General features: G+C 43.5%; 16 protein-coding genes, 1 other RNA gene and 2 pseudogenes. 6 read left to right on the plus strand and 13 right to left on the minus strand.

Annotated elements, in window-relative coordinates; genetic code table 11:
* Positions 1-1,248: pseudogene (locus GNE10_RS17170) on the plus strand (hypothetical protein); the annotation flags it as partial.
* 213 nt (positions 1,249-1,461) lie between these two features.
* Here GNE10_RS17170 and ssrA read toward each other — a convergent pair.
* Positions 1,462-1,851, minus strand: a transfer-messenger RNA (tmRNA) gene (ssrA, locus tag GNE10_RS17175).
* 93 nt (positions 1,852-1,944) lie between these two features.
* Here ssrA and GNE10_RS17180 point away from each other — a divergent pair.
* Positions 1,945-2,103, plus strand: a complete 159-nt coding sequence (locus GNE10_RS17180; protein WP_221642876.1) for a hypothetical protein — start codon at positions 1,945-1,947, stop codon at positions 2,101-2,103.
* Positions 2,104-2,212: 109 nt separating this feature from the next.
* Here GNE10_RS17180 and GNE10_RS17185 read toward each other — a convergent pair whose 3' ends face one another.
* The 11 genes from GNE10_RS17185 to GNE10_RS17235 form a co-directional block, all read right to left on the minus strand.
* Entirely contained in the window at positions 2,213-3,160 is a 948-nt protein-coding gene (locus tag GNE10_RS17185; RefSeq protein WP_185566229.1) for a F0F1 ATP synthase subunit gamma, read from the minus strand.
* Between the two features lie 166 nt (positions 3,161-3,326).
* Positions 3,327-4,847, minus strand: a complete 1,521-nt coding sequence (gene atpA / locus GNE10_RS17190; RefSeq protein WP_185566230.1) for a F0F1 ATP synthase subunit alpha — start codon at positions 4,845-4,847, stop codon at positions 3,327-3,329.
* Positions 4,848-5,145: 298 nt separating this feature from the next.
* Entirely contained in the window at positions 5,146-5,700 is a 555-nt protein-coding gene (gene atpH / locus GNE10_RS17195; protein WP_185566231.1) for an ATP synthase F1 subunit delta, read from the minus strand.
* The gene (locus GNE10_RS17200) at positions 5,697-6,269 is read right to left on the minus strand and encodes a F0F1 ATP synthase subunit B (RefSeq protein WP_099067866.1); all 573 of its coding nucleotides are present in this window, start codon (positions 6,267-6,269) and stop codon (positions 5,697-5,699) included. Before GNE10_RS17200 ends, atpH begins: the two co-directional genes overlap by 4 nt.
* Positions 6,270-6,479: 210 nt before the next feature.
* Entirely contained in the window at positions 6,480-6,911 is a 432-nt protein-coding gene (locus GNE10_RS17205) for a F0F1 ATP synthase subunit B' (RefSeq protein ID WP_099067867.1), read from the minus strand.
* A 330-nt stretch (positions 6,912-7,241) separates the two neighbouring features.
* Positions 7,242-7,490, minus strand: a complete 249-nt coding sequence (atpE, locus tag GNE10_RS17210) for an ATP synthase F0 subunit C (RefSeq protein ID WP_019493624.1) — start codon at positions 7,488-7,490, stop codon at positions 7,242-7,244.
* Between the two features lie 216 nt (positions 7,491-7,706).
* Positions 7,707-8,468, minus strand: a complete 762-nt coding sequence (gene atpB / locus GNE10_RS17215; protein WP_185566232.1) for a F0F1 ATP synthase subunit A — start codon at positions 8,466-8,468, stop codon at positions 7,707-7,709.
* Positions 8,469-8,530: 62 nt separating this feature from the next.
* The gene (locus GNE10_RS17220) at positions 8,531-8,977 is read right to left on the minus strand and encodes an ATP synthase subunit I (protein WP_185566233.1); all 447 of its coding nucleotides are present in this window, start codon (positions 8,975-8,977) and stop codon (positions 8,531-8,533) included.
* A gap of 511 nt (positions 8,978-9,488) precedes the next feature.
* Positions 9,489-10,670, minus strand: coding sequence for a class I SAM-dependent methyltransferase (locus GNE10_RS17225; RefSeq protein WP_185566234.1), 1,182 nt, complete (start codon positions 10,668-10,670; stop codon positions 9,489-9,491).
* Between the two features lie 82 nt (positions 10,671-10,752).
* Entirely contained in the window at positions 10,753-10,881 is a 129-nt protein-coding gene (locus tag GNE10_RS17230; RefSeq protein WP_185566237.1) for an element excision factor XisI family protein, read from the minus strand.
* Positions 10,882-11,306: 425 nt separating this feature from the next.
* Positions 11,307-11,834, minus strand: a complete 528-nt coding sequence (locus tag GNE10_RS17235; RefSeq protein ID WP_185566235.1) for a hypothetical protein — start codon at positions 11,832-11,834, stop codon at positions 11,307-11,309.
* Between the two features lie 842 nt (positions 11,835-12,676).
* Between GNE10_RS17235 and GNE10_RS17240 the strand changes: the two are divergent.
* The 4 genes and pseudogenes from GNE10_RS17240 to GNE10_RS17255 form a co-directional block, all read left to right on the plus strand.
* A pseudogene (locus GNE10_RS17240) lies at positions 12,677-15,979 on the plus strand (phycobilisome rod-core linker polypeptide); the annotation flags it as partial.
* Between the two features lie 417 nt (positions 15,980-16,396).
* Complete coding sequence (apcA, locus tag GNE10_RS17245; RefSeq protein ID WP_099067873.1) at positions 16,397-16,885, plus strand: allophycocyanin subunit alpha; 489 nt, start codon at positions 16,397-16,399, stop codon at positions 16,883-16,885.
* A gap of 62 nt (positions 16,886-16,947) precedes the next feature.
* A complete protein-coding gene (gene apcB / locus GNE10_RS17250) occupies positions 16,948-17,436 on the plus strand; it encodes an allophycocyanin subunit beta (protein ID WP_099067874.1) in 489 nt (162 codons plus the stop codon).
* Between the two features lie 227 nt (positions 17,437-17,663).
* Entirely contained in the window at positions 17,664-17,870 is a 207-nt protein-coding gene (locus GNE10_RS17255; RefSeq protein ID WP_073640732.1) for a phycobilisome linker polypeptide, read from the plus strand.
* A gap of 180 nt (positions 17,871-18,050) precedes the next feature.
* Here GNE10_RS17255 and GNE10_RS17260 read toward each other — a convergent pair whose 3' ends face one another.
* On the minus strand, positions 18,051-19,148 hold the full coding sequence (locus GNE10_RS17260) for a hypothetical protein (RefSeq protein ID WP_260446916.1): 1,098 nt from the start codon (positions 19,146-19,148) through the stop codon (positions 18,051-18,053).
* Between the last annotated feature and the right edge of the window lie 109 nt (positions 19,149-19,257).

The following is a 19,257-nucleotide window of genomic DNA, read 5'->3' on the forward strand; positions in this document are numbered from 1 at the left end:
ACCACAGACCCCGACACTGGTAACACTTTCACCTACAGCCTAGTTGCTGGAACTGGTTCTACCGATAACTCTGCTTTCAGCATTGTTGGCAATCAGTTGCGAATTAATAATTCACCTGATTTTGAAACCAAGAGTTCCTACAGTATTCGGGTACGCACCACTGACCAAGGAGGACTTAGTTTTGAAAGTCCCTTCACCATAACTGTCAACGATCTTGCTGAAAACACAGCACCAACAGCCTTAGCGTTGAGTGCTACCAGCATCGATGAAAATGTGGCTGCTAACTCTGTAGTGGCCAGCTTCAGCACCATAGACCCTGACATTGGCGACACCTTCACCTACAGCCTAGTTGCTGGAACTGGTTCTACCGATAACTCTGCTTTTAGCATTGTCGGTAATCAATTGCGAATTAATAATTCACCTGATTTTGAAACCAAGAGTTCCTACAGTATTCGACTACGCACCACTGACCAAGGAGGACTTAGTTTTGAAAGCCCCTTCACCATCACCATAAATAATGTCAACGAAATACCAACAGCCATAGCCTTGAGTGCTAGCAGCATTAACGAAAACGTGGCTGCTAACTCTGTAGTCGGCAACTTCAGCACCACAGACCCCGACACTGGTAACACTTTCACCTACAGCCTAGTTGCTGGAACTGGTTCTACTGATAACGCAGCTTTTAGCATTGTCGGCAATCAGTTGCGAATTAATAATTCACCTGATTTTGAAACCAAGAGTTCTTACAGCATCCGGGTACGCACCACTGACCAGGGAGGACTAACTTTTGAAAGTCCTTTCACTATAACTGTCAACGATCTTGCCGAACAAAACATCATCAATGGTACGGCTAATTCGGATATCTTAAAAGGAACTGCTCAAGACGATATCATCACAGGTTTTAAGAAAGCAGATCTGATTATAACGGGTGCTGGTCGAGACTCGATTGTATACACTAGCTTGAATGATGGTATTGACCTGATTAGCGATTTTTCAGTTGGCAACGATAAGATTGTGTTGACAAGCTTACTCGACAGTATCATTCCTGGTGGTTATAACGGAACCAATGCGATCGCTGATGGTTATGTGCAAGTGCGATCGCTTTTGGGTAACATTAATCTCATCTTTAGTGTTGATATTGACGCAGATGGAATAGGAAATAGTAAAAGCTTCCAAAGCTTGACTACGGTTACAGGTTTTGATTTAACACTATCTAGATTGAATAATCCCAGTAATTTCGTGTTTTAGCTAGATCAAAAAGAAGCCCCACATCTGACCCGTTCGCGGAGCGTTCCGAAGGAAAGGGCAGTATGGGATGAATTTTTGGGCGACCCTCCTAGTTATGTAGTCCACCTTGCCAAGGAGGACTACGGGGGGAGTTTGACAACTTGATATGAATTAGATGCTAGGAAGCGAATTTAAAAGCCACAGTATGTACTGTGGCTTTTAAACTTTTTATTTTAGTGGATCCGAGCAGAGTCGAACTGCTGTCCAAATTGGGTATTGACCCCCCGCTCATTCACAGGTTTAGCCTATCTGATCCTCAAGGCGGGAATCGTTCATTATCCCGAACGTAGGATGCTCTGGTTTAATCTTAGCCAGCAAGCCAACCAGAGAACGCTTGCTAGAGCATCCGTTGGGGTTTGTCCCTAGCCCTTAACGGAGTCGGACTAAAGACGCTCGAACCTGTAAGAGGTGTTTTAGGCTGCTACTAGAGCTTCCCGACGAGCAAATTTTACGATGTTATTCGCATTTACTTTTGTTTTGAGCCTTTGATTTACGAGAGATGACTCACTCTCGACCTGAATCACAGAGCAGCGTTCGCCAACCTGTCGAAACCGTGACGGACCCATGCGCTATACATATATTATAGTTTTCTGTCACCGAAATGTGTCGCAAGATGACAAAGAAATATTAAACTTCCATTAACCAAGCTTAACTGTCATGAGTCAAACTACAAGCAAAGTTAGCTGGACAATTCAAGATGTTGAGACATTGCCTGATAACGAATTGATTCGTTATGAGATTCTCGATGGAGAATTGTTTGCGGTGCGATCGCCCACCATAAACATCAGCACGTGGGATGTATCTTTTCAGTGCTAAACACTTGGTCTTTGACCTTTCACAGCAATCTTAAAACCAAAATAGCTAATCGCTAGTTTGAAATCTACCAGCAATTAGCTATTTGTAATGATTAGCAATTGACTTATTCCTAAGTTAATGCTTCTGCACCACCCACAACTTCAAGCAGTTCTTGGGTAATTGCGGCTTGTCTGGCTTTGTTGTAAGACAGGGTGAGGGTGTTAATCAATTCACCAGCATTGTCACTAGCATTACTCATCGCTGTCATCCGCGCTGCTAGTTCGCTAGCTGCGGATTCTTGCAGCGCCCGTAATAGCTGATTACTCAGATACAGGGGTAACAAAGAATCAAGAATCTGTAGGGGATCTTGCTCGAAAATCATGTCAGGAGCCAATGGCCGCACTTGCTTGGTGACTTTCTCGCGTTCGACTTGAAATTGGCCGCCACGGGTTGTCAAGCGGAAAATTTCATCGTCTCCTGTTTCTAGACCTTGGGCATCTAAGGGTAACAGAGTTTGTACTACAGGACGAGAGCTAACCAAAGACACAAATCTGGTATAGATTAATTCAACCCGGTCTACTTCTTCTGAAAGGAACAACGAAAGTAGCTGGTCAGCAATTTGAGTGGCTTCGGCTGCGGTGGGAATTTGCTCTAAGCCGCTGTAGGTAGAATCAATGGGTTGATTGCGACGTTGAAAGTACTGTGTAGCTTTCCGGCCGACAATCACAAACTGATAATCTACACCTTCTGCCTTGAGTTCCTTGGCCCGGTTTTCGGCACGACGAATAACGTTAGTGTTGTAGCCACCGCACAGACCCCGATCGCCAGAGACAACTAAAAGTGCCACGGACTTAACTTGGCGTTTTTTCAACAGTGGTAAGTTTGCTTCTTCAAACCGCAGACGGGTTTGCAGACCATACAATACTTGTGCCAAGCGATCGGCAAAGGGGCGAGTTGCTAGCACTTGTTCTTGCGCCCGGCGTACTCTAGCCGCCGCAACTAGGCGCATGGCTTCTGTAATTTTTTTGGTGTTTTTGACCGACTGAATGCGATCGCGTATTGCTTTAAGATTGGCCATGTTCCGATTTTAGATTTTAGATTTTAGATTTTAGATTTGGAATTTCGGATTTTAGATTTAATCCTGAGTCAAAAATCCACCAATCCAAAATCCGATTTGAAATTTTAGATTAGGAATTCTGGATTTTAGATTTAATCCAAAATCCAAAATCCAAAATCCAAAATTGTTACGCTGTTGCTTTGAAGGTCTTTTTGTATTCGACCAGTGCTTCCTTCAAAGCTGCTTCTTCATCGGCATCTAGTACTTTCTTGGTTTGTACTGCTTGGGCGTACTGGGGTTTACCTGTCTTTAAATATTCCCGCAGACCTTGAGTGAAGGCTGTAACTTTTTCTACTGGTATGTCATCTAAGTAACCGTTAATACCAGCATACAGAATTGCTACTTGTTCGTATACCGACAGAGGAGCGTTTTGGGGTTGCTTGAGCAATTCCCGCAGGCGTTGACCCCGTGCCAATTGGTCTTGGGTGGCTTTATCTAAGTCAGAAGCAAATTGCGCGAAGGCTTGCAAATCGTCAAATTGCGCTAGTTCCAGTTTAATTTTACCGGCAACTTTTTTCATTGCCTTGGTTTGCGCCGCAGAACCTACGCGGGATACGGAAATACCGGGGTTTACAGCAGGACGGATACCAGCGTTGAACAAGTCAGAAGACAAGAATATCTGACCGTCTGTAATGGAAATTACATTGGTGGGGATGTATGCGGAAACGTCACCAGCTTGGGTTTCGATGATTGGTAGGGCGGTCATACTACCTTTACCTAATTCATCGCTGAGCTTGGCTGCCCGTTCTAACAAGCGGGAGTGGATGTAGAATACATCACCAGGGTAAGCTTCCCGTCCGGGTGGACGACGCAACAGCAAGGACATTTGCCGATAGGCTTGGGCTTGCTTGGAGAGGTCATCGTAAACTACCAGGGTGGCTTTGCCTTTGTACATGAAGTACTCAGCGATGGTTGCGCCTGTGTAGGGAGCTAGGTATTGTAAGGTGGCTGGGTCACTGGCATTAGCGGCGACGACGATGGTGTAATCGAGTGCGCCTTTTTCTTGCAGTGTTTGTACTACGTTAGCTACGGTGGAAGCTTTTTGACCAACTGCAACGTAGACACAGATTACATCTTCTTCTTTTTGGTTGATGATTGTGTCAATGGCGATCGCAGTTTTACCGGTTTGGCGGTCGCCAATAATCAATTCCCGCTGTCCGCGACCGATGGGAATCATGGAGTCGATAGCTGTGATACCCGTTTGCATTGGTTCGTGTACGGAACGACGGGCAATGATACCGGGTGCTGGAGATTCAATCAAGCGGGTTTCTGAGGACTTGATGTCTCCCTTCCCATCGATGGGACGACCCAAAGCATCGACAACCCGACCAATTAAGGCTTCACCCACGGGAATCTGAGCAATTCTACCAGTGGCGGTTACAGAGCTACCTTCTTGAATATCTAGCCCTTCACCCATCAGTACCGCGCCCACGTTGTCTTCTTCCAAGTTTTGGGCTATACCAACTGTACCGTCTTCAAATTCCAAAAGTTCCCCAGCCATAGCCTTTTCCAGACCATAGATCCGGGCAATACCGTCACCTACTTGTAGAACAGTACCGACGTTAGCAACTTTGACTTCTTGGTCGTATTGCTCGATTTGCTGTTGGATAATACTGCTGATTTCGTCTGGTCTAATTGATATGCTCATGTGTCTATCTTTTTTGCTTTCGAGACTGAAGAAGTAATTTTTAGTTAGGAGTGATGAGTTAGGAGTGGTGAGTTAGGAGTGGTGAATTAGGAGTGGTGAGTTAGGAGTGGTGAGTTAGGAGTGATGAGTTAAAAAAGCAAAGATTAAAAGTTAAAAGTCAAAATAAATTACTGTTTACTTAACTCCTAGCTCCTAACTCTCAACTCCTAACTCTCAAATCTCAACTTCCAAATTTTAACTCCCAACTCCTAACTCCCAACTCCTAACTCTTAACTCCTAACTTCTAACTCCTAACTTCCTACCCACTAGTTAAGCGCAATGAAAGGCGGCGCAGCTGACCCCGGATACTGGCGTCAATAACTTGAGAGCCGACTTTAATAATCACACCACCAATTAATTCGCCGTCTACTTTGGTTTCCAGTTCGACTTGACGAGCATTAGTGATGGCAATCACTTTTTCTCTAATTGCTTGCTGTTGAGCTTCTGTGAGGGGAACGGCTGAAGTTACTTCCGCTAATACGGTTTGGTTCAGCTGCCGCAACAGCGCTAGATATTGCTGTAAAATCGGTTCCAAGAAGGCAATGCGCCGCTTATCTACCAGTACCAGCAAGAAATTGCGTAAGTAGGGATTACCGCCTTCACCAACTAGTTGTTTGATGAGAGATTTTTTGTTCTCAGGCTTAATAAATGGGTTGCCCAAGAAGCTTTGTAGCTCTTTGTTTGTTGAGAGCAGGCTTATAAGAGTCCGCGCATCTTCTCCGAACTCTTCTGTCAAATTTTTCGATTGCGCTATTGACAAAAGTGCCTGTGCATAAGGCTGAGCTATTTCGACGAATGCAACTTGACTTGTCATGCTCTGCCTCCCAATTGTGCGATGCTGCGGTCAATTAAACTTTGTTGAGCATCGTCAGCAATTCCACCTTTGAGTTGCGACTCGACTCTTTGTAATGCTAGTGTAGCTACCCTCTGCCGCAGTTGGGCGATCGCTCGCTCTTGTTCGGTGTTTAAGTCCGCTGCTGCTGTTTGTTTCAAGCGTTCTACATCTTGCTGAGCCTTCGCCAATAAAGCTTCTTTCGCTTTTTGGGCGTTTTCTTCGGCAGCTTTGCGGATGCGTTCTGCCTCTGCTTGAGCTTCAGTTAATTGCTTTTGCGCTTGGGATAGGGCGACCTTGGCCTCTTTTGAGCGCTCTTCTGCTTCCTGAATGGCGGTGGCAATATTGGATTGTCGCTCGTTCAGGATATTGCTTAAAACTTTACGTCCGAAGTAGAATAATATGCCAACCAGAATCGCTAGATTGATCAAGTTGGTTTCTAATATGTCTAAATTTAGACCGAAACCACCTTCTGCTGCGCCTTCTGCCAATTCAGAGCCAACAGCGTTCGCTTCTGCGGCAAGTAATAAGAATGTGCCCATGATACCCATCTACAAGTGCGCTGCTTGCTGTACGTTCGTCTTTTCCCGTAGGGAAACTAAGTAAATAAATCCTGTAAGGGAATTAGGTAAATAAATCCTGAAGGGAAATCAAGTATCTTTCATCCCGAAGGAAAAAAGTGCCTTTTTTGACACTTAATTTAGCGCTCTGGAACTAATGCCCAGCTGCGCCTATGCTGACACAGGACTAGTCCTGTAAGCTTATCTAACTACAGGTTGTCCCAATAGTTTTTCTAGAATCTGTCTGCTGAGAGCATCAACTCGTTGCTCTAAGGTACGTAAAGCTTCCTGCTTTTGTTGTTCTATTTCAATAGCAGCTTGTTCTCGTTGAGACTGAGCTTCTTTTTGGGCCTCAGCGATTTTTTCAGCTGTAATTTTCTTAGCTTCTACCTGAGCTGCTTCTAGAATGGCTTGCGATTGTCTGCGAGCATCTGCTAGCTGCTGCTCGTATTCTGCGGCTAACCGAGAGGCTTTCGCCAAGCTTTCTTTTGCCTCAAGGGTATTCGTTCGGATGTAATTATCGCGATCGTCTAGTACCTTGGTGAGTGGCTTATAGAAAATTACATTCAACAAAGCTGCCAATAACAGGAACTGCAATGCCATGAAGGGCAAGGTAGCATCGAAATCAAACATTTCTCTCCTCTTTGGCTGGAGTAGCAATTTTCATGGCCTGCAAAATCATCCAACCTTTGATATTTTTTTTTACAGACCCATAGCCAAGAAGGGTCAAGGGATTTTGGATTTTAGATTTGCAATTTTGGATTAACACTAACCCAAGGCAAGGGTACGTTGTTCTGGAGATTGATGATTTGAGATTTGTGACACCAAGTAGCTTCAGGATATCTACCGGAAACTCTTAATGATCCAAAATCCAAAATCTAAAATCTAAAATTGGTAATCCCCAATACCTCATAGATTGTAGAGGCGTGATGGTTCACGTCTCCACACTCATAATTTGAGGTCTTATGCTGAGAAGGGGTTAGCAAACAGCAGCACCAGAGCAATTACCAGACCGTAAATGGTCAGGGATTCCATGAACGCCAAGGTTAATAGCAGAGTACCGCGAATTTTTCCTTCTGCTTCTGGTTGACGGGCAATACCTTCTACTGCTTGTCCAGCAGCATTACCTTGACCGATACCAGGACCTATTGCAGCTAAACCGATTGCTAGAGCAGCAGCTAGAACTGAAGCAGCAGAAACTAATGGATCCATTTTGATTTTCCTTGGTTGATTACAGAACTAACAAAAGTAACTTAACGATTAGAAACGTGGTTTCCACGCTGCACCGGGTTCTCACTAATCGCGTTTTGCGATGTTTTGAGCGCCTACCGCTCTTGGAACTGTGCTATCAACTGAGAAGCTCAACATTTATCAGTTATCAATTGTCACTTGCGCCGCAAGCTTGATAACTGTTAACTGTTGACTGATTTAATGCTCCTCATGCTCTTCTCCGCCATGTCCCTCCATTGCCTCATGAATGTAGGCTCCCGCTAGGGTTGCAAAAACTAGGGCTTGAATGGCGCTAGTAAACAAACCCAGAGCCATTACAGGCAGAGGTATAAACAGAGGAACTAGCAGAACCAGCACCGCTACTACCAATTCGTCCGCCAATATATTGCCAAATAGACGGAAGCTTAGGGAGAGGGGCTTAGTAAAATCTTCTAGGATTGCGATGGGCAACAGCACGGGTGTTGGCTCTATATATTTCTTAAAGTAGCCCAAACCCCGCTTGCTAAAACCCGCGTAAAAATACGCTAAAGAGGTTAGCAGTGCCAATGCAACAGTCGTATTGATGTCATTGGTGGGAGCTGCCAATTCACCCGAAGGTAGCTTGATGAGCTTCCAGGGAATTAGCGCACCTGACCAGTTCGATACGAAAATAAACAAGAATAACGTACCAATAAATGGTACCCAAGGGCGATACTCTTTCTCACCAAGTTGGTTTTTTGCCAAATCTCGAATAAATTCCAGGGCATATTCCATCAAGTTTTGGATACCCTTGGGAATTCTTTGAGCATTGCGAGTAGCAGCTATTGAGGCCACTACTAAAATGCTAATCACAAACCATGAGGTGAGAAAAACTTGCCCATGAATTTTAAGATTGCCCAACTGCCAGTAGAAATGATGACCTACTTCTAATTCGGCGAGGGGAAAAGAATTAAAGGCGTTTAAGACACTAAGCATTTGCATTCTTCAAGCATTTTCCCCAACGAGCGAGGATTGGGAGTATTGTCTTTAGTGAGCCTGATTTTTTAAGAATCAGGAATGAACGCAGTTTGCACCGTATAGACGAAGAGCGTGGCTTTGTAAGTTAGAAATCCCAAAAATATGGGCAAAATCTTCAGCTCATGCCATTGAGTTGCCAATACAAACACCCCAATAAACACAGCAAAACGAGTTTTGCTCAAACGCTTTTTCTCACCACCGAGTCGCTCAACATCTTTAGCCAGCATTTTTAAGTAAACCACACCTGTACATGCTCCAATCAAATAATTGAGAGCAATGTTTAAGGAATAAAAAATCCACACAGAGATAAAAATAATCCCCGTCAAGACAAGTGTGATTACCAATAACTTTTGGTAAAGTTGATAGAACTCTCCCATTGAGTTATCTGATTCTGTTTCTGTGTTCTCAGAATCAGTTTTAGCATCTTGTCGTGTCATCGGAGTCGGTGCAATTGGTTCTTCTGACAAGCTCACGGGACTTGAAAGTAGTACAGCTAAATAGAATGACTGCACATTCAGTCAGCTGAATCATATCACGATCCGGTAACAATACTTTAGAAAAAAACAATTAACTTCTTACCAGTGTGAAAAACTAAACAAAGTCACGCTCTCTTATACAACAGAGCGTTTGATGAGCAATTATCAGAAAATGTGGCAATAATCAAGAATTAATCCTTGAATAATTACCAATTTCTGCAAATTTTAGCTTTTTTTCAGTGAATGATCGCCCTCCAAGATTTTTGGATCGTCAGCATTTTGGTGTTGGAACTAAGTCGGTATTGAGGAGTAAAGGCGCTGATTGGAAAGCAGAACTTGTAAAATAGCGCCTTGTTCTTAGACTTTGTACCAGTGCTGGATTCGAGTACATTCTCACTTTTTAAGCGTGCAACATTCAGTTGATGGGGCACTTTTCTAATTTACATCAGATTTGCCAAAATTCGCGATTGACCATCGCCCATCACCAAAAGTAGAAATGAGACTGTCATTAAGCAGGTGTCAATAAAATCAGCTGCTGTTGAATAAGCTTTCTCACCACATCTAATTGCAGTTCCACACCTGCCAAAATCTCTGCCACAGTGGAATTAACATCACATCTTTGCATAAATTCCAACTCTGGAACCGACAATTTCACAATTTGATAATCGTAATTAAAGAACGATTGACTGGGAAATCCCTCAAGACATGGATTCAGTTCTGGGATTGCTGCTAATAGGGCGTTATCGTCTGACCAGTCGGCTTTCACTAGTGGAGGACGACCGAGGAAAAATTCGTAATGGCTAACTTCTGGATCTAGTAATTCTATCAGGCGATAACGTTGGCGATCGCTCAATCCTTGTGCCCGTTCTATCAACTCCGGCGCTTTCCCCAAAAGTCTCTCTAAATCCCAAAAACTCGGATTCGAGAAACCAATAAACTCCAACCCCGAAGCATCGATTAATTCAAACAGCGTTTCAATGTTGTAGTCAATTTCCTGGGGATGAACATACATATCAGCAAAGTGTTCATCTTTGTGATTTTCTAATGACCAACGCTGTTTTTCATACTTGACAATTCTATTGTTTTCTGGTAAAGAAGCAAATATCTTGCGTCCGACTTGGACACCATCGCGGTAGTCGCCTTTTTTGTCACCTTGGAGAATAGCGATCGCTTTTTGCATGAGTTGAATTTCCCAACGTCCCAACTCACCGTAGACAAAAATGTGCATCAAGCCGCCTGGGGCTAACTTTTTCGCCAAGGCTTGAATACCACCAATTGGGTCGGCAGTATGATGCAAAACGCCAACGCAATTAATTAAATCAAACTCACCCGGTAACTGTTCTGCATCAAACAAACTGAGGTGACGAAACTCAACACGGGTAGCCCCAGAACGCTGACAACGTTCTTTCGCAATATCCAAAGCACCGCTACTAAGGTCAATTCCCACAACAGTAGCCTGAGGATTGAGGTGAACTAAGTACTCTGTACTTACACCAGTACCACAACCAGCATCTAAAATGCGGACATCTTGCTTTTGGGGTTTCTGACCAGTGCAGAAATTATAAGCGGCTAGCCAATTCCACCGCCAATTATACCCTGGAGGTGGTTCATCCAACAACGCTTCTGGCGGAAAGGGGTAGGTATTGTAGAGTTTGGCAACGGCAGCACTAACAGTTTGGGAATCCGACATGATGAGGAATAACGCAGCAGTTTTGAGTTTAGCGGATGGTGGATGATTAGGGCAAAGATTATTATTGCTTATTTTCTATTACTTATCCAACAGCAAAATCAGTAAATTCGCCTTTATAAAGAGCGTGAAATCCTAATACAACATCTTCTTTCGATACACCAGCAGCGATTAATTCGTTAGCAATGCCGATTTTTGTACCATCTGTTTGTATCTAATTTTTTTATCTTTGATATTTTGTGTTAATTATAACTGTTGAATTACCCATTTACACTTTTTAACTCAACAGTAAATAATTTCTGTTCAGATAATCATTGTTTTATTTTCATAACTCAATCAGGTTTTATATATACCTCTTATGATTACGACCAATCAGAGTTTTATTTACGCTGCGAATCGGGCGTACAAGGGGTTTTTCAACTTACTTCTATCAGCGATGTAGTAATAATAGTTGATGTTCTGACTAGTATTACTTACAGCGTTTTGTAGGTAAATGAAGTATACACACGGGTAGGGGCGAACGACCTTACCCTACGGGAAGGCAAAGCCTAAGCCGTTACAATTATCTGTACCTCACAACGTTGCAATCTGCCATAAATTCATTCTGAATTCTGAATTCTGAATTCTGAATTCTGATTTCTAAATATCACATTGATTCGTTTGACAATATTTTGCATTATCAATAAATTCTTGCAAGTTTCTTAAGGGAATTATTTGCAATGATGACCCGCCTTGCACCTCAGCGGTGATGTAAGCAAACTTTTGCCCGCGATAATACAAGTCGCGACCAACTTTGGTAACGTAGCGAGACTTCTGAAAGTCATTAGCAATCTGAGAATTATAAATATTTTGTAACAATTTCAGGGTATTGGCACTTTTTGTAGTGAATTTGAGACCGCTACCACTAACTGTGATTCCTTCTTTTGTTACTGTCCCCTTTTCATCAGTGACATCGGCGTAAAAGTACAGTTTTCCCTTTGTACCGTCATAGCCGTGGGCTTCGCTGTTATATCTCAGAGTCGGTAGTTGAGGTCTGGTTTTTGCCCACTTAACAACGGTGCTGATGTTTTGGTCTGGAAGCGCATTTACAGGAGCGATACTCAGTATAACTGCCATAGCAGACGCACTAGCACTGAATAAATAGTTCAATTTAGAAAATTTAGTCATAGTATTTTCACATAGATAATTATGGTATTAAAGCTCGAACTTATTCAATTTAATGCTATTTTCATAACCGCGTCATCGAAATAAAGTTAATTTTTTAGTAGCAAAATTAACTTTATATCGGCAATAGTCGCTACCCCTGGTTTAGGGACTTGCTACTGTTACCAGCCCTTCTCCACGAGAAACTGCGCCAACGGGTAGAAAATACCTTTGGGGGAATAGGGAACAGTGGGAAAACCTGCCCGAATACTGGCTTTTGAGCAACTAAATCTATTTATGAAAAGAGATCAAAAATTTGTTTTGAGCGGAAATTGTTACGAAAAACAAGGTGTCCTCATACAAAACCCCTACCTTAAAGTATGGGGATTTCCCTGTTGCCTGTTGCCCGCCCTCTGTTTTCTTTTAACCGTCAACAGTCAACCATCAACCACTAGTAGTCAGGGTAAGGGGTAAAGGATAAGGGATTTAAAACCTTTGCCCTTTGCCCTTTCCCCTTTAAAGAGCCAAGTTCACTTGGCGAACTACTAGTTCCCTGAGATTCTGGGGTTGACATTGGAAAAATGACAAATTACTACCCATTTATTTACAAAACTTAATTTTATCTCAGACAAACAAGATTATCTATTGCAATTTGATGCATTAAGGCTACATATTCTACATACTTCTTAATAAACCTGCCTTGAGAACCCAAAACGTTTTAATCTAAAAGCTAACTGGGTTAATTTACTGGCAGTTTTGCAGGCAGTACTCATAGGCTCATTAAGCATAGACGCACCGATGTGTCAAGCCTCAAAGCGACCCAGACTTAACACATAAACGATTATGATGGGAGTTTTACAAATCCGATGAGTGTTAAGGCAAGTGGTGGAAGCTCAGTTGCGCGTCCGCAACTATATCAAACCCTAGCTGTAGCGACAATTACCCAAGCGGAGCAGCAAGACCGCTTTTTGGGCACTGGTGAACTAAATGAACTGGCAAGCTATTTTGCATCTGGTGCAAAGCGTCTAGAAATTGCCCAGACGCTCACGGAAAATTCTGAGATCATCGTATCTCGAGCTGCCAACCGGATTTTTGTCGGTGGTTCGCCAATGGCTTTTTTAGAAAAGCCCAGAGAACCAGAACTAGTAACTGCTGGTGCTGGTAGTGGTGATGTTCAACAAGGGATGCAACTAGGAACAATAACTTACGTTGAAAGCCGTGGTGGGTTCCTAGAAAATTTACGCTCAATTTTTAACTCATCCCCCTCAGGCCCCACACCTCCAGGTTTTAGACCAATTAACATTGCTCGTTATGGCCCAAGTAACATGGCCAAGAGCTTGCGGGATTTATCTTGGTTCTTGCGCTATGCTACTTATGCGATCGTTGCTGGCGACCCCAACATCATCGCAGTGAATACACGCGGTTTACGGGAAATAATTGAAAATGCCTGCTCCGGTGAAGCGACAATAGTGGCTTTGCAAGAAATTAAAGCTGGGGCACTTTCCTTTTTCCGTAAAGATCCTGAGGCTACAGAAATTGTGTCTCAGTATATGGATGTTCTGCTTACAGAATTCAAAGCAGCCACACCTTCTAATAAACTGCGCCAGCGTCCTTCTGGCGACCAGCAAGGTTTACAACTGCCACAAATTTACTACAATGCGGCAGAACGGCGTCCTAAGTTTGTGATGAAACCTGGGTTGTCAGCTACCGAAAAAAATCAAGTAGTGAAAGCAGCCTATAGACAAATCTTTGAGCGCGACATTACCCGTGCTTATAGCTTGTCTATTTCTGACTTAGAATCAAAAGTCAAAAATGGTGACATCTCCATGAAGGAGTTTGTTCGCCGTTTAGCTAAATCTCCTCTTTACCAAAAACAGTTTTACCAGCCTTTTATTAACAGCCGAGTCATTGAACTTGCTTTCCGTCACATTCTGGGACGGGGGCCAAGTAGCCGCGAAGAAGTACAAAAATATTTCTCCATCATTTCTACTGGTGGTCTAGCAGCTTTAGTAGATGCTTTAGTAGATTCTGCTGAATACGGCGACTATTTTGGGGAAGAGACAGTACCTTACCTCCGTGGTCTGGGTCAAGAAGCCCAAGAATGCCGTAACTGGGGGCCGCAACAAGACCTGTTTAACTACAGTGCGCCTTTCCGTAAAATACCTCAGTTCATCACTACCTTCGCGGCTTACGAGCAACCGCTACCAGACCAGCATCCCTACGGTTCTGGTAACGATCCGTTGGAAATTCAGTTTGGGGCAATTTTCCCGAAAGAAACTCGCAATCCCAGCACTAGTCCGGCTCCTTTTAGCAAGGATACCAAGCGCATCCTGATTCACCAAGGGGCAGGGATTAATAACCAAAATAGTAATCCTAAGGCACGGGGTGAAGCTCCTGGAACTCTTGGACGCAAAGTGTTCAAGTTAGATCAATTACCTGGGACTGTTGGCAGAAAGGCTCCGAAAAATTCTAGCGTCAGATTCTCTGAAAGCTCTACCCAAGCAGTGATTAGAGCTGCTTACCTACAAGTTTTCGGTCGCGATGTTTACGAAGGTCAGCGGCAAAAGGTGTTGGAAATCAAGCTGGAAAACGGCGACATTTCCGTACGCGAGTTTATCCGTGGTTTGGCTAAGTCAGATGTATTCCGCAATCTGTACTGGTCATCGCTGTATGTTTGTAAAGCGATCGAGTATATTCACCGCCGGTTGTTGGGTCGTCCAACTTACGGTCGTCAAGAAATCAACAACTACTTTGATATCGCCGCTAAACAAGGCTTTTACGCAGTAATTGACACCATTATTAACAGCGTAGAGTACAGCGAAGCATTTGGTGAAGACACAGTTCCTTACGAACGGTATTTGACTCCTGCTGGTGTATCAGGACGACAACTGCGTGTTGGTAGTATTCGTGAAGATGTTACCCCGAAAGTCCAGAAGGAAGTAACGCCGACCTTTGTAACACTTGGTACTGTCACTGAAAAACGGTCACAACCAGACATTCAGTTCCGCATTAACCAAGGTGTTAGCAAGCAACGCGAACAAACCAAAATCTTCAAGTTGGTGGCAAATACCAAAGATAAAGTTGCAGTGCAAACTTTGATTAGCGCTGCCTATCGTCAGATTTTTGAGCGCGATATTGCACCCTACATCGCTAAAAATGAATTTACGGCGTGGGAAAGCAAGCTGGGCAACGGCGAAATCACTGTGAAAGAATTTATTGAAGGTTTGGGTTACTCAAATCTTTACCTGAAAGAATTCTATACACCATACCCCAACACCAAAGTAATTGAGTTGGGAACCAAACACTTCCTGGGACGTGCCCCACTAGACCAGGCAGAAATCCGCAAATATAACCAGATTTTAGCTACTCAAGGTATTCGTGCCTTCATTGCAGCTTTGGTAAATAGTGTCGAATATAACGAAGTGTTCGGTGAAGACACTGTGCCTTACCGTCGCTTCCCGACCTTACCAGCGGCAAACTTCCCGAATACTGAGAAGCTCTACAACCAGCTAACCAAGCAAAATGACGATGTAGTTGTACCGAGCTTTAAGCCCGTGCAACCCCGCCCAGGCTCTGGCGATACACCACTTTTAGCCCAGGCGATCGCAGATATCGCCAGCCAAAAAGCGAGCCAGCCGTCCTATGCTGAACTAGGTCGTTCTTACAGCAATGGTAGTGGACAAACCGTAGAACTAGGTGTGCGTAAACATGCACGCATTTACCGTTTAACAGAAAGTACCAGCCTAGTCGAAAGACAACAGGCTGTTAATGCTATTTACTCTCAGGTATTGGATATTTATAGCGGTAAATTAACCGATAATTTCCGCCTGAGCGAGCTAGATAGCAAACTCCAGAATGGTGAAATTTCTGTCCGCGAGTTTGTGCGCCAACTAGCTAGTTCCGAAATCTATCGCCAGCGCTTCTGTTTACCTTATCCCCGTGCCAAGGTAATCGAGTTCCTCTTCCGTCATCTATTGGGACGCGCACCTGCGACTCAAGAAGAAATTCGGGAGTATAACAAGCTGCTAGATGAGAGCGGTTTGCCAGGGGCTGTAAAAGCAATCGTGGAAAGCCCAGAATATAACCGCTACTTTGGTGAAGATGTTGTCCCTTACAATCGCTTTCCATCGCTGCCAGCAGGTAACTACCTTGGTAGCGTGCAGGCGGCTGAATAGGGACTAGGGAGATGGGGAGATGGGGAGATGAAGGAGTAGGGAGCAGGGGAGAAAATCTTCTCCTGTGTTCCCTGCCCCTAGAGCCTCTGCCCCATGCCCCATACCCTTTCTCAACCTTTCGTAATACTGCTCTCAGATTGCAGCTAAAAGAGTAAATCTGAAAAGTAATATTACAAAGTGTTAAGAGCAGTCATAAATGCTCAACAGAATGCCGGAAAATGTTTTGCGGAAGGTAGCTGAGTTTAAAAGCTTGTGTACTTATGTTGACTCAAGCTAACTCGTAATTTATTAGCCTTAGCAGTTGTGAGACTGTAATGTCTAAAACAATGAGAAAATAAACTCAGTTGACTAAATCAAAGTCGCACCAGTTTAATCAAATCCTGGTTTCATTCGTATTGGAGGAATCCATTAATGAGTATTGTCACGAAAGCGATCGTGAATGCTGATGCAGAAGCTCGCTATCTCAGCCCCGGTGAATTAGATCGGATCAAATCCTTTGTAGCAGGTGGCGAGCGCCGTCTGCGGATTGCTCAAGTTTTGACAGACAATCGCGAACGGCTAGTTAAGCAAGCTGGCGACCAACTATTCCAAAAGCGTCCTGACGTTGTGTCTCCTGGTGGTAACGCTTACGGTCAAGAATTGACAGCTACTTGTCTGCGTGACCTAGATTACTACCTCCGCCTCGTTACCTACGGTATCGTTGCTGGCGACGTTACCCCCATCGAAGAAATTGGTGTTATCGGTGCCCGCGAACTTTACAAGTCCTTGGGAACTCCTATTGATGCTCTTGCTGAAGGTATTAAAGGAGTAAAGGCTGCTGCTTCTAGCCTGCTGTCTGGTGATGACGCTGCTGAAGCTGCTACCTACTTCGACTATCTCGTTGGTGCTTTACTAGGCTAGACCTGTTTACTAGGCATCAAACAGAAGTATTGCAATACAGTTGGATATAAGGGATTAACAACATGGCTCAAGACGCAATTACCGCTGTTATTAACTCCGCGGACGTTCAAGGTAAATACCTCGATACCGCTGCTTTAGAGAAGCTGAAAGTTTATTTTTCCACTGGCGAACTGCGGGTACGTGCTGCTAGCACCATCAGCGCCAACGCTGCTACCATTGTCAAAGAAGCTGTAGCAAAATCTTTGCTGTACTCTGACATCACTCGTCCCGGCGGCAACATGTACACTACCCGTCGTTATGCTGCTTGTATCCGTGACTTGGACTACTACCTCCGCTATGCAACCTACGCTTTGTTGGCTGGCGATCCTTCCATCCTAGATGAGCGTGTGTTGAATGGCTTGAAAGAAACCTACAACTCTCTGGGTGTACCTGTTGGTGCTACCGTCCAAGCTATCCAAGCAATCAAAGAAGTAACTGCTAGCTTGGTAGGTTCTGATGCTGGTAAGGAAGTTGGTGTTTACCTAGACTACATCTCCTCTGGCTTAAGCTAAAAGCTGGTTTGCGCTTAAGAATTTAGGTGCGGCTTTATTAAGGTCTGGAAATCAACCGTGAGTGCTAGAACGTTATATTGCTTATCTTGTGTCTATTATCAGTGATGAGTGTTGGTGGTCTAGTATTGATGTTTGATTTCCAGCCTTGGAAAAAATAATTTAAAGATTTGCACTCAAAATTTAGAAATAAAAAAGTTTTCACAAACAATACAGGAGATTTTCACAACATGGCCCGTTTGTTTAAAATTACTGCTCTTGTTCCCAGCCAAACCCGAATTCGTACCCAACGCGAACTGCAAAACACCTATTTCACTAAGCTAGTTCCCTATGAGAACTGGTTCCGCGAACAGCAACGCATTCAAAAAGCAGGTGGTACAATCATCAAAGTTGAACTAGCAACCGGTAAACAAGGTGCTAATACTGGTTTGTCCTAATTGCTGTAGACAGAACATTTATTTTAGGGAATTGGTTAAGAGGTCGAGAATGACCTCTTTTTTGTTGTTGGTTAACTGTTGACAGTTGACAGTTAAGTGTCAGCGGTCAACAGTATGAGTGAGTACGCAATTTAAAAGTCTAATAGTTTAATAGAGAATTAATTGAGAATTCCAAATTCCTTATTTTAAAAAATTAAACAGATTTACCAAACGATATCCGCGAGTGTAAAGTGGAACTGGAGCGCCAATATTCTGCCTATTCTTAGCTTCTTCAACAGTTTCATCAAAGACAATTAGCGTTTCATTGCCAACTTTCAGCCAGTCTTCATAAGGCACGCTCATATCTTCTTCCACACCAGCAATACTAGGTGGTATCATTGCTCGGTAAGCTTCGTTGAATTTTCTGCGGAACCGAAAATCTACTGAAATTCTCAGACCTTCATTTTTTCGTCTTACCGTTTGGTGTAATCCACGGGCATCATTAAAGTACATCGTACCATGTTGTAATTGTGCTTCCGTGTAGGAGACAACCATTGGAATATCTCGACCTTCATTGAAGTCTGACATTACGCGCATAGCTGGTAATTCCATTTCGCGGGGCATTTCACCTGCTTCGATGGTTATATTATCAATGTCACCAAATAGTGGTAGAACTACTACAGTTGCATCAGCGGGAACACCTGCCCAAACATCGCTATGGCACTTTGAGCTAGCAAAGGGCAAACCCAATTTTGTTGCGTCAGTTTTGCCGTAGACCATACGGAGATTGACCGGTAAATCCACTGCATCGATTAAGTCATTTGCTCCTAGTTGATAAAAAGCTTCAGCTACGCTTTTTTGAAACAGGTTAAATGCCAGAGTGTGTTCTCGCTTAGGCATCAAAAGACCAGTACCAGTGTAGTTTGGCAAAGTATTTCTGGCAGCCAGCAGCCGTTCAAGCATTTCAGCTTCTGAAAGAATGATGGGGCTATTAAGGCAAGCTGATATGTAACCAGCGGCAGCAACTTGGATTTGCTGGAATAACTCAGGCTTTAATGTGTGTTCAAACAGCAGTCGATACTGGCGTTTGGTAGCCATTTTATCAGCCAGTTCATCAAAGAGGCGATCGCCAAGTTCAGAAAATGCGTAGGCGTAGTCCGTCGTAGAAGACACTGGTGACTCTACTGGCAGTTTTGTTAACATTATTTCTCCACAAAGTTCTTTTAAGTTAGCTAAATAACTCGATACATTCAAAGCTAGTTCGTTTTCAAAACCAGTCTGGTTACTATAAATTAACAAGATTCTCTTAGTGACACTTCGTTAAATATACTGTTTTACTTTTACTATTTATCTTAATTAAAAGACCAAAATTTCACTATTTTAGTAAAGCAAAGATGAATTTAAATGT

The organism is Nostoc sp. 2RC (genome assembly GCF_014222165.1).
Classification (GTDB): Bacteria; Cyanobacteriota; Cyanobacteriia; order Cyanobacteriales; family Nostocaceae; genus Nostoc; species Nostoc linckia.